This window comes from Flavobacterium sp. (genome assembly GCF_025352015.1).
Classification (GTDB): domain Bacteria; phylum Bacteroidota; class Bacteroidia; order Flavobacteriales; family Flavobacteriaceae; genus Flavobacterium.
In genome coordinates, this window is record NZ_JANXUG010000012.1 from 18,397 (window position 1) to 30,761 (window position 12,365).

General features: G+C 36.4%; 10 protein-coding genes. All 10 read left to right on the forward strand.

Going from position 1 to position 12,365, the window contains the following annotated elements; genetic code table 11:
- Nucleotides 1-36: 36 nt before the first annotated feature.
- The 10 genes from Q0Q96_RS01425 to ftsA all read left to right on the forward strand — a co-directional run bounded on the left by Q0Q96_RS01425 (nt 37) and on the right by ftsA (nt 12,360).
- The gene (locus tag Q0Q96_RS01425; protein WP_293870789.1) at nt 37-384 is read left to right on the forward strand and encodes an FtsL-like putative cell division protein; all 348 of its coding nucleotides are present in this window, start codon (nt 37-39) and stop codon (nt 382-384) included.
- On the forward strand, nt 375-2,384 hold the full coding sequence (locus Q0Q96_RS01430; protein WP_293870790.1) for a penicillin-binding protein: 2,010 nt from the start codon (nt 375-377) through the stop codon (nt 2,382-2,384). The genes Q0Q96_RS01425 and Q0Q96_RS01430 overlap by 10 nt, the downstream gene beginning before the upstream one ends.
- Nucleotides 2,381-3,844 carry a UDP-N-acetylmuramoyl-L-alanyl-D-glutamate--2,6-diaminopimelate ligase gene (locus tag Q0Q96_RS01435; RefSeq protein ID WP_293870791.1) on the forward strand — a complete coding sequence of 488 codons (1,464 nt, stop codon included), beginning with the start codon at nt 2,381-2,383 and terminating at the stop codon, nt 3,842-3,844. Before Q0Q96_RS01430 ends, Q0Q96_RS01435 begins: the two co-directional genes overlap by 4 nt.
- Nucleotides 3,845-3,850: 6 nt before the next feature.
- The gene (mraY, locus tag Q0Q96_RS01440) at nt 3,851-5,077 is read left to right on the forward strand and encodes a phospho-N-acetylmuramoyl-pentapeptide-transferase (protein ID WP_293870793.1); all 1,227 of its coding nucleotides are present in this window, start codon (nt 3,851-3,853) and stop codon (nt 5,075-5,077) included.
- The gene (gene murD, locus Q0Q96_RS01445; RefSeq protein WP_293870796.1) at nt 5,077-6,411 is read left to right on the forward strand and encodes a UDP-N-acetylmuramoyl-L-alanine--D-glutamate ligase; all 1,335 of its coding nucleotides are present in this window, start codon (nt 5,077-5,079) and stop codon (nt 6,409-6,411) included. Before mraY ends, murD begins: the two co-directional genes overlap by 1 nt.
- Before the next feature lie 69 nt (nt 6,412-6,480).
- The gene (locus Q0Q96_RS01450; RefSeq protein WP_293870798.1) at nt 6,481-7,770 is read left to right on the forward strand and encodes an FtsW/RodA/SpoVE family cell cycle protein; all 1,290 of its coding nucleotides are present in this window, start codon (nt 6,481-6,483) and stop codon (nt 7,768-7,770) included.
- Nucleotides 7,770-8,873: an undecaprenyldiphospho-muramoylpentapeptide beta-N-acetylglucosaminyltransferase gene (gene murG / locus Q0Q96_RS01455; RefSeq protein WP_293870801.1), complete on the forward strand. Its 1,104-nt coding sequence runs from the start codon at nt 7,770-7,772 to the stop codon at nt 8,871-8,873. Before Q0Q96_RS01450 ends, murG begins: the two co-directional genes overlap by 1 nt.
- A gap of 47 nt (nt 8,874-8,920) precedes the next feature.
- The gene (gene murC, locus Q0Q96_RS01460; protein ID WP_293870804.1) at nt 8,921-10,261 is read left to right on the forward strand and encodes a UDP-N-acetylmuramate--L-alanine ligase; all 1,341 of its coding nucleotides are present in this window, start codon (nt 8,921-8,923) and stop codon (nt 10,259-10,261) included.
- The gene (locus tag Q0Q96_RS01465) at nt 10,258-10,980 is read left to right on the forward strand and encodes a cell division protein FtsQ (protein ID WP_293870807.1); all 723 of its coding nucleotides are present in this window, start codon (nt 10,258-10,260) and stop codon (nt 10,978-10,980) included. The genes murC and Q0Q96_RS01465 overlap by 4 nt, the downstream gene beginning before the upstream one ends.
- Nucleotides 10,981-10,986: 6 nt before the next feature.
- A complete protein-coding gene (gene ftsA, locus Q0Q96_RS01470) occupies nt 10,987-12,360 on the forward strand; it encodes a cell division protein FtsA (protein WP_293870810.1) in 1,374 nt (457 codons plus the stop codon).
- Nucleotides 12,361-12,365 lie beyond the last annotated feature (5 nt).

Here is a 12,365-nt window from a genome sequence, read left to right on the forward strand (position 1 = left end):
GCCCAAAGCCTATTGCTTAAAGCGCACAGCTTGAAAATGAAAAAAGGAGTTTACGGCATATTAAAAGCTCGATTTTTAGTCAATGAAGACGCCACCAGAAATTGGCGTTTCATAGTTTTTTTAATCTTTTTAGCTATTGTAATGATTGCCAATGAGCATAAATATGATGAAAAAATATACAGAATTGCTGAACTAACAAACCAAGTAAAGGAATTGCGTTCGGAATTTGTAGATAAACGTTCAGAGCTAATGAAATTAAAAATGGAATCGACTGTTTCAGAAAAAATGGAAACAAGAAATATTTTTCCATCATCAGTTCCACCAAAAAAAATAAAAGTTAAAAAACCTACAGAAAAAGGATTCTTTCAAAAGTTATGGCAGTAGTAGATAAACATATCTCTTATAGAATTTATTTAGTTGCTTTCAGCATTTTTTTGTTGGCAGTTGCAATTACTTTCAAACTTTCCAAAATTCAATGGGTGGAAGGACCAAATCTTCGGGAATTAGCAAAAAAAGAGACGGTAAAAAGTTTTATTATTCCCGCCAACAAAGGAAATATTTATTCAGCAGATGGTAGTTTGCTTGCCACTTCAATTCCTAATTACAATATCAGATTTGATGCAGTGGTGCCAAAATCCGAAGTGTTTAAAAAAAATGTATATTCTTTGGCAGATTCTTTAGGAAAAATGATGTGTAAACCGAGTACTTTTTTTCTGGTAGAATTGAAAAAAGCTAGAGTAAATAAAAATAGATATTTATTAATCGCACAAGACTTGAGTTACTCACAATATGTAAAAATTAAAAGTTTTCCTTTATTCAATTTGGGAGCAAATAAAGGCGGTATCATAACCGAGCAAGAAACCGTTAGAGAACATCCCATTGGGAAAATTGCAGAACGAACCATTGGATATGATAGAATTGACGAAAGCGGAATCCGAGTTGGCAAAGGAATTGAATGGTCTTTTAGAGAATATTTGAACGGTAAAGACGGCAAGGTTTTAAAACAAAAAATTGCCAAAGGACAATGGAAACCTATTCGTGATAGTAATGAAATAGACCCAAAAGATGGTTACGATGTCATTTCTACCATTGATGTTTACATTCAGGATATTGCTCATCATGCATTATTGAAAGCGTTAACCGAATTTAAAGCAGAGCATGGTTGCGTGGTAGTAATGGAAACTAAAACAGGAAAAATAAAAGCTATATCCAATTTAGGAAAGCTAAAAGAAACCGATTCCACCTATTTTGAAACCACAAATTACGCCATTGCTGAAGCGCACGAACCAGGTTCAACGTTTAAACTGGTAGATATGATTGCTTTGCTTGACGATCATAAAATTGATACTAGTAAAGTCTATGACACTCATGGCGGAATAATTACCTACGGAAAAGATAAAGTTCGAGATTCCCACGATGGCGGCTACGGAAAAATTTCATTGGCACGAGGTTTTGAAGTTTCTTCAAATACCGTTATGGTTCAGGCGGTTTATGAAAATTACAAAAATAATCCGCAGCAATTTGTAGACCGAATTGACAAAATGGGATTAAACAAGCCATTAGGATTGCCATTTCAAGGGGAAGGAATTCCAACGATTCCACAACCAGGAGAAAAAAGTTGGAACCCTATAGCCTTGCCTTGGATGGCTTTTGGATATGGTGTTGCAGTAACGCCATTGCAAACATTAACCTTGTATAACGCCATTGCTAATAATGGTGAAATGGTAAAACCACAATTTGTTTCCGAAATAAAAGAATGGAATCAAACAATCAAAAAATATGACAAGCAAGTCATCAATCCAAAAATTTGTTCTGAAGAAACCATTAAGAAGATTAAAGCTGTGATGCAGAATGTGGTTAAGAAAGGAACTGGAGCAAAGTTGTATTCCAAAGATTTCTCAATGGCCGGAAAAACAGGGACAGCACAAGCCAATTATGCTAAAAATGGAGGTTCAGAAAAGCATTATATTTCGTCTTTCGTTGGATTTTTTCCGGCCGAAAATCCCAAATATTCTTGTATTGTGGTAGTTCATAAACCTAACACGTCGGGCAATAATTATTATGGTGCCGATGTTGCTGGACCCGTTTTCAAACGAATAGCACAAAAGATTTTTACCGATTCTCCTTCTACAAATGTGGTTAAAAACATCAATAACAAAATAAACAAACAGGAATTGGCTTACGATGATTATAATATCAAATCAAGTTCAGAAATAAAAGTGATTCCCAATTTGAAAGGAATGAGCGGAATGGATGCCGTAGCGCTTTTAGAAAATTTAAAAATGAAAGTAAAAGTAATCGGTGCAGGAAAAGTAAAAAAACAATCTATTCCGGCTGGGGAATCTTTAGATAAAAACAAAACAATCATACTCGAATTATCGTGATTATTTTAAAAGACATATTATACAAAGTCGCTATCGAAGCCGTAAAAGGTTCGACGGAAATGAGCATCAATAAAATTGAGTTCGATTCGCGAAAAATTCAAGAGAATGATGTTTTTGTAGCCATTCGCGGCACGGTTTCCAATGGTCATGATTTTATTGAAAAAGCTATAAATCTTGGCGCAACTGTGATTGTATGTGATACTTTGCCGGCTGTTATTGTTACGGGTGTTACTTATATTCAAGTGAAAGATACCAATACTGCTTTGGCTTTTTTGGCAGCCAATTTTTATGGAAATCCATCACATAATTTAAAATTAATAGGCATCACAGGCACCAATGGTAAAACAACTATTGCCTCTTTATTGTATCAATTATTCCAAAAGGCAGGCTATAAAGTTGGCTTGTTATCAACTGTAAAAATCATGGTTGATCATACCGAATTTAAAGCCACACACACCACACCAGATTCGCTAACTATCAATTATTATTTGGCAAAAATGAACGAAGAAGGTGTAGAATATTGCTTTATGGAAGTGAGTTCACACGGCATTCATCAAAAGCGAACGGAAGCGTTGCATTTTGAAGGCGGCGTTTTCACCAATTTATCTCATGATCATTTAGATTATCATGCAACATTTGCGGAATATCGGGATGTAAAAAAATCATTTTTTGACCATTTGTCAAAGTCGGCGTTTGTTTTAACCAATATTGACGATAAAAATGGGTTGGTGATGATACAAAATACCGTTGCCCGAAAACTAACGTACGCTTTGAAATCATACGCTGATTATAAAGCACAAATTTTAGAAAATCAATTATCAGGATTGTTATTAAAAGTCAACGAAAGCGAAGTTTGGGTTCGATTGATTGGCACTTTCAATGCCTATAATTTATTGGCTATTTACGGAACGGCAATAGAACTAGGTTTAGACAAATTAGAAACATTGCGATTATTATCAGAATTAGAAAGTGTTTCTGGCCGATTTCAGTTTATTGTTTCAGATAGCAAAATAACGGCAATAGTTGATTATGCCCACACGCCTGATGCTTTAGAGAATGTTCTGAAAACCATAAATGATATTCGAACGAATAACGAACAATTGATAACCGTTGTAGGTTGTGGTGGCGATAGGGATAAAACTAAAAGACCCATCATGGCAAACATTGCTTCCACCATGAGTAACAAGGTAATCATTACATCGGATAATCCAAGAACCGAGGACCCAATAGATATTATTGCCGATATGGAAGCTGGTGTTGAACCACAATACCAAAGAAAAACATTAGCTATCGTTGATAGAAAGCAAGCTATTAAAACTGCGTGTCAATTGGCAAGTGCAAATGATATTATACTTATTGCCGGAAAAGGACACGAAAACTATCAAGAGATAAAAGGTATTCGCCATGATTTTGATGATATGCAAATAGTGAAAGAATTATTAGAACAATTGAACAAATAACCAAATATGTTATATTATTTATTTGAATACCTCGACAAAACAATGGATTTTCCTGGAGCAGGAGTTTTCCAGTATATTACTTTCCGTTCTGCGTTGGCTTTGATACTTTCATTAATGATATCAACCATATATGGAAAAAAAATCATTAATTTCCTAAAAGCCCAGCAAGTTGGAGAAACCGTCAGAGAACTAGGATTGGATGGGCAAACTCAAAAATCGGGAACCCCAACTATGGGTGGTTTAATCATTATTATCGCCACTTTAATTCCAGTGGTTTTGTTAACCAAACTAAATAATATCTACATTATTCTTTTGATAGTAACCACCCTTTGGATGGGAACCATTGGTTTTATTGACGACTACATCAAAATCTTCAAAAAAGACAAACAAGGATTAAAAGGAATTTTCAAAGTATTTGGTCAAGTAGGATTAGGATTAATCGTTGGTTCGGTTTTGTATTTTAATCCAAGTGTTACCATTAGAGAGCGTTCGGCAACGCCCATTTCTTTTAATCAATCTCAAAATGTAGCTACCCAAACACCGCTCGAAACTAAATCTACCTTGACAACCATTCCGTTTACCAAAAATAACGAATTGGATTATGCCAAAATAATCGAATGGACAGGCGATGGTTATGAAAATTGGGCATGGCTAGTCTTTATTCCTATTGTGATTTTCATCATAACGGCAGTTTCCAATGGAGCCAATTTAACCGACGGTATCGACGGATTAGCAGCGGGAACTTCGGCAATTTCAGTACTTGCACTTGGGATTTTTACTTTCGTTTCCGGTAACGTTATCTTTTCTAGCTATCTAAACATTATGTACATCCCAAATTCGGGTGAAATGACAGTCTTTATTGCGGCGTTCGTGGGAGCATTAATAGGTTTTCTTTGGTACAATTCCTATCCAGCAACCGTATTTATGGGCGATACAGGAAGTTTAACCATTGGCGGAATTATAGCAGTTTTAGCAATTTCGGTCAGAAAAGAAATGTTGTTACCCGTACTGTGCGCCATCTTTTTTGCCGAAAATTTATCTGTAATAATGCAGGTTTCTTATTTCAAATACACCAAAAATCGTTTTGGTGAAGGCAAAAGAATTTTTCTCATGTCGCCATTGCACCATCATTATCAAAAGAAAGGCTATCATGAAAGCAAAATTGTAACGCGCTTTTGGATTGTAGCAATTCTGTTAGCCATAGTTTCTATTGTGACCTTAAAATTGAGATAATGCAACGATTGGTAATATTAGGAGGTGGAGAAAGTGGAGTAGGAACGGCCATTTTGGGAAAGCAACAAGGATATGATGTTTTTGTGTCCGATTATGGGGAGATAAAAGACAATTACAAAGAAGTTCTTAAACAGTATGATATTAAATGGGAAGACCAAACTCATACCGAAAACTTGATTTTGAATGCGGATGTAGTAATGAAAAGTCCAGGAATTCCTGAAAAAACACCAATTGTAAAAATGCTTTTGGAAAAGGGGATTACGGTGATTTCTGAAATGGAGTTTGCCATACAGTTTACCAATGCAAAAACCATTGGAATCACAGGAAGCAACGGGAAAACAACAACGACAATGTTGACGTATCATTTGTTAAAAGAAGGTGGATTAAATGTAGGATTGGGAGGCAATATTGGTAAAAGTTTCGCCTGGCAAGTAGCCGAAGAAAATTACGATTACTATGTGTTGGAATTGAGCAGTTTTCAGTTAGACGGAAGCATAAAGTACAGACCAGATATTGCGATAATAACAAATATAAGCCCAGATCATTTAGACCGATATGAATATAAATATGAAAACTATATAGCATCAAAATTCAGAATAACAATGAACCAAACCGAGAGCGATTATCTCATCTATGACGCCGATGACGAAACAATTTCAGCATGGTTCAAACAAAACAAAACAAAAGCCCAATTAATTCCTTTTTCACTAACAAAATCTTTTGAAAACGGAGCCTTTATAAAAAATGACACTATGGAAGTTAACATCAACCACGAAGAATTTGAAATGAAAACTGGAGAAGTTTCACTAGAAGGAAAACACAACATGAAAAACGCTATGGCAGCAACTTCCGTAGCGCAATTGTTGAAAATCAGAAAGGAAACTATCCGCGAAAGTCTCTCTAATTTTCAAGGCGTAGAACATCGTTTAGAAAAAGTACTCAAAATTCAAAATGTGCAATACATCAACGACAGTAAAGCAACCAATGTCAATGCCACATTCTTTGCGCTCGATAGTATGACGGTTCCAACCGTTTGGATAGTAGGCGGTGTCGATAAAGGAAACGATTACAACGATTTGATGTCTTTAGTGCGCGAAAAAGTAAAAGCAATCATCTGCCTGGGTGTTGACAATAAAAAAATTGTTGATGCTTTTGGAAATGTGGTCGATATGATGGTCGAAGTAGACAACATGCGTGATGCCGTAATAACTGCAAAACATATAGCCGAAAAAGGAGATGTCGTGCTGCTATCGCCAGCATGTGCAAGTTTTGATTTATTTCAAAATTATGAAGACAGAGGAAAACAATTTAAGGTTGCCGTTCAGAATTTATAAAAAGCAATAAGCCGTAAGCAATAAGCTGTAGGCAAAAAACAAAAGCTTAAAGCCCAAAGCATCAGAAAAATGAAAGAAATAATAAACAGCTTAAAAGGAGATAAAGTCATCTGGGCATTCGTGGCCTTGTTGGCGTTGTTTTCGTTCATGCCTGTTTTTAGTGCCAGCAGCAATTTGGCATACATGCGTCATGGCTCTGGCAATGCCTTTACTTATTTGCTTAAACACGCAGCGCAAGTACTGGTTGGATTTTTCATTTTGTATAAAGTGCACAAAGTTCCCTACCATTACTTCAAAACTATATCCAAAATCTTATTGCCTGTCGTTTGGATTTTACTTATTTATACCTTGTTAAAAGGAACCGTAATCGAAGGTGCCAATGCCAGCCGATGGATACAAATTCCGTTTATCGGAATCACATTTCAAACCTCTACACTGGCATCTATTGTGCTTTATGTTTTTGTTGCCCGATATTTATCCAAAAAAAGAGAAACGCCCATCACCTTTCAAAACTCGCTTTGGGAATTATGGACACCCGTTTTTATCACTATAATTTTTATTCTTCCTGCCAATTTATCCACCGCTGCTTTAATCTTTGCGATGGTCATGATGCTCGTATTCATTGGGAAATATCCTTTAAAATACATTGGTATCATAGTAGGAGCAGGAATCATCGGTTTAACCTTTTTTATTCTGGTTGCCAAAGCCTACCCAAATGCTTTCCCCAATCGTGTTGATACATGGATTAATCGTATCGATAATTTCACCAGCAACAAAGTTGACGAAGATGATTACCAAATCGAAAAAGCAAAAATAGCCATTGCATCAGGCGGAATCTACGGACTTGGTCCTGGTAAAAGTGTCCAAAAAAACTTTTTGCCTCAATCCTCATCCGATTTTATTTATGCCATAATCGTCGAAGAATACGGTATGATTGGCGCGTTATCCGTTTTAGGATTATACTTATTGTTACTCTTCCGATTTGTCGTCGCAGCTCACAAAGCCAGTTCACTCTTCGGAAAACTCGTCGTCGTTGGCCTCGGATTCCCAATTATTTTTCAAGCCATGACAAACATGGCAGTTGCAGTCGAATTGCTGCCAGTAACAGGACAAACTTTACCATTAATTAGCAGCGGCGGAAGCTCCATCTGGATGACATGCATCGCTCTAGGAATAATTTTGAGCGTAACCAAGAAAGAAGAAGAAATTGCCGAAGAACAAGCCGAAAAACAAAAACGAGAAGCCGCTTTGCAAAAGCTAATCGACAAACAACTGCAAGAAGATGAGACAGCAGAGACCGAAGATTTCTCGATTATAGATACAGCAAATCCATTGGAACCAATTCTAAAAAGTAGGTAATGCACAAACTAAAATTCATAATAAGCGGCGGCGGAACAGGTGGACATATCTACCCAGCCATTGCTATTGCCAACGAATTGAAAACGCGTTTTTCCGATGCCGAATTCCTTTTTGTAGGTGCCAAAGACAAAATGGAAATGCAAAAAGTACCTCAAGCAGGATACCAAATTGAAGGACTTTGGATCACCGGTTTACAACGAAAATTGACTTTACAAAATGTATTGTTCCCCATGAAATTAGCCAACAGTTTATGGAACTCCAGAAAAATAATCAGAAAATTCAACCCAGATGTAGTCATCGGAACAGGCGGTTTTGCCAGCGGACCTTTAGTACAAGCTGCCAATAGTTTTAATATTCCCACCCTCATTCAAGAGCAAAATTCCTATCCTGGTATCACCAACAAATTATTAAGTAAAAAAGCCAAAACCATTTGTGTTGCATACGAAAATTTAGAACGCTTTTTTCCCGCAAACAAAATAGTTCTCACAGGGAATCCAGTGCGTCAAGACTTACTACAGGTCAATCTCAAACGACGAGAAGCCATCAAATATTTCAATTTAGACCCCACCAAAAAAACACTTGTGGTGCTCGGAGGAAGTCTTGGAGCAAGAAGAATTAACAAACTAATTGAAAAAGAAATCTACCATATTATTTCAAAAGACATTCAAATTATCTGGCAATGTGGCAAATTGTATTACCACGATTACAACCATTTTACAGATCGTAAAATCGTTCAAGTCGTTGCTTTTATTGACCGAATGGATCTAGTTTACGCCGCCGCCGATTTTGTGATTTCCCGAGCCGGAGCATCATCCATTTCAGAGTTATGTTTAATAGGAAAGCCAACCATTTTTATACCCTCTCCCAATGTTGCAGAAGATCATCAAACCAAAAATGCCCGCGCCATTGTAGATAAAAACGGAGCAATCCTCTTAAACGAAAGCGAACTCGATGAAAAATTTGAAACCGTTTTTTCAGATTTAATAACAAATCAAAATTTACAAACAACATTATCCGAAAACATAAAAAAATTGGCAAAGCCAAATGCTACTAAAGATATTGTCGAAGAAATAATTAAATTAATCGAAAGTCAAAAGTCATAAAGTCAAACGACTTTTGGACATGAAGACATTAGACATTAAGTCATAAAATGAATCTAAATCAAATACATAACGTCTATTTCATCGGCATCGGAGGCATCGGTATGAGTGCCTTGGCAAGGTATTTCCAAAACATAGGCAAAAATGTTTCGGGTTATGACAAGACACCAACCATGCTCACAGATGAGTTGATTGCGGGAGGTATGAACATTCATTTTGAAGACAACATCAGTTTAATTCCAACCAATTATTACACCGAAAACACCTTGGTCATCATCACGCCAGCCGTCCCAAGAACACACTCCGAGTGGAATTACTTTTTAGAAAGAGATTATGTAGTTAAAAAGCGTGCCGAAGTATTAGGAATAATTACCAAAGACACCTTTTGTTTCGCAGTGGCAGGAACTCACGGAAAAACAACAACATCAAGTATTCTTGGACACATACTTTATGAAAGTGGAGCCGATGTTACCGCTTTTATTGGCGGAATTGTAGAAAATTACCATTCCAATTTAATTGGAAACGGCAAAACCATTACCGTTGTCGAAGCCGATGAATTTGATCGTTCGTTTTTGCATTTGCATCCCAATATCGCTTGTGTAACCTCGATGGATGCGGATCATTTGGATATTTATGGCGATGCCGATGCGATTGAAGAATCGTTCCGAGAATTTGCCAATAAAGTAGAAGATAAAACTAAAATTTTTGTCCCAAAAAGATTGCCGCTAGAAGGATTAACCGTCGGAATCGATGAAGAAGCAACCTACAATGCTTTCAATATTCGTATACAAAATGGCTTCTATTTTTTTGATGTTCAAACGCCGTCAGAAACGATTCAAAACCTTCAATTGGGTTTACCAGGAAGACACAATTTAATGAATGCTTTAATGGCTTTAGCGATGGCTAAAATGTATGGCACCCCGACCAGTTCCATTGCTAAAGCCTTGGCATCATTTAAAGGAATCCAACGCCGGTTTTCCTATCAAATCAAATCAGATGCGTTAGTTTACATCGATGATTATGCCCATCATCCAACCGAAATTAATGCCGTGCATCAAGCCGTTCGTGAATTGTATCCGAACGAAAAAGTGTTGGCTATTTTTCAACCTCATTTATTCAGTAGAACCAAAGATTTCGCCGATGATTTTGCCAAAAGTTTATCCCAATTCGACGAAATTTTGTTGTTAGATATTTATCCCGCAAGAGAATTACCCATAGAAGGAATCACCTCAAGCTGGCTGCTTTCAAAAATTGAAAATACCAACAAAAAATTGGTTTCAAAAGACGAATTAATCCCTTCAATTTTAAAAAGCAATGCCCAAATAATTGTGACAATTGGTGCAGGAGATATTGGTGAATTAGTTCCAAACATAAAACAAGCCTTATTATGAAATATTTCACTTGGATTAATATTAGATTAGCAATGATGATTGCCGTTATAATCGGTCTATTCTCGTTCACTTCCTACCGAAATGAAAGACGCAAAATAAAGAAAACAGAAGTGGTTTTTGTGGGCGAAAACACGCTTTTTTTAAAGCCCGAAATGGTTAATAAATTGTTAATAGAAAAAAATAAAGAACTAAAAACAATCAATAAAGTTGATTTAGATTTGAGGGAATTGGAGAAGTCTGTCAACAAACAAGAAATGATCCAAAAAGCAGATGTGTTTGTTAGCGTTGATGGGGTTTTAAAAGCAGTAGTAAAACAAAAAACACCTGTGGGAAGAGTGTTTGACGAAACGGGTTCTTTTTATATTGATTGCGAGGGAAATAAAATGCCCTTATCAGAGAATTACACAGCAAGAGTCCCACTAGTTTCGGGTGAAATTAACGTAGTAAACAAAGAAAAATTATCTGAAGTTTTAAAGATGATTACTCAAGATGATTTTTTGAAAAAAAACATCATCGGTCTTCAAGTTTTGCCTGACGGTAGCTTAATCATGGAGAACAGAAATTATGATTTTCAAATAGATTTTGGACGCACTATCAACATCGAAAAGAAATTTAAAAACTACAAAGCCTTTTTTCAAAAGGCAGTTTCAGATAGTACTTTGAATAAGTATAAAAGAATTAATTTGAAGTTCACCAAGCAAGTAGTGTGCATTAAATAAAAGATTATGGAAAAAGAGAATATTGCAGTAGGATTAGACATAGGAACAACCAAGATTGTTGCCATGATTGGCAAGAAGAATGAGTATGGCAAGCTAGAAATTTTGGGTGTGGGAAAATCCAAAAGTTTGGGTGTTGCTCGTGGTGTAGTTAATAATATTACCCAAACCATTCAGTCTATTCAACAAGCAGTTCTCGAAGCCGAAAATAATTCAGGATATAAAATAAACGATGTGGTTGTTGGTATTGCAGGGCAACACATTCGCAGTATTCAACATACCGATTACGTAATTAGAAACAACCCAGAAGAGGTTATCAGCGGCAAAGACATTCAAATGTTAATTGATCAAGTAAATAAATTAGCGATGCTTCCTGGGGAAGAAATTATTCATGTTTTGCCACAGGAATTTAAAATCGATGGTCAGTCAGAAATCAAAGAACCTATCGGAATGTATGGCGGAAGGTTAGAAGCTAGTTTTCACGTTGTTGTTGGTCAAGCATCGTCTATCCGTAACGTGGGAAGATGCATTCAAAGTTCAGGAATAGGCTTGTCAGGATTGACTTTAGAGCCGTTAGCATCTGCAGAAGCGGTGTTGAGCCAGGAAGAAAAAGAAGCGGGTGTTGCGTTGATTGATATTGGCGGAGGAACAACAGATTTGGCTATTTTCAAAGACGGAATCATCCGTCACACTGCGGTAGTTCCTTTTGGGGGAAATGTAATTACAGATGATATTAAAGAAGGTTGTTCCATCATTGAAAAGCAAGCCGAATTATTAAAGACAAAATTTGGGTCTGCCTGGCCAGGCGAAAATAAAGACAACGAAATTGTGTCGATTCCAGGATTAAGAGGAAGAGATCCGAAAGAGATTTCGTTAAAGAATTTGTCTAAAATAATTCATGCAAGAGTGGTTGAAATCATCGAGCAGGTTTTTACCGAAATCAAAGTTTACGGGCATGAAGATCCTCGCAAAAAATTAATTGCGGGAATTGTTTTAACCGGTGGAGGATCTCAATTAAAACACATCAAGCAACTGGTAGAATACATCACAGGAATGGACACTAGAATTGGCTACCCAAACGAACATTTGGCAGGCAATTCAAGTGAAGAAATTTCCAGTCCGTTATTTGCTACCGCTGTTGGATTGGTAATGAATAGTATTGCAAACACCACACAAAGCGCCCATAAAATTGAGTTGATAGAAGTTAATCCTATCCCAAAACAACCAGATTTTCAGAAAGTTGTTGAAGAAAAAGAAGTAATTTTAAATGTTGTGGCGCATGAAGAAGTTGAAGAAGAGGAAACCACTGAAAAAAGAATTAGAAGGTCTTTTTTTGACAAATATGTAGATAAGATTAAAGACTTTTTAGATAACGCAGAATAAGTATA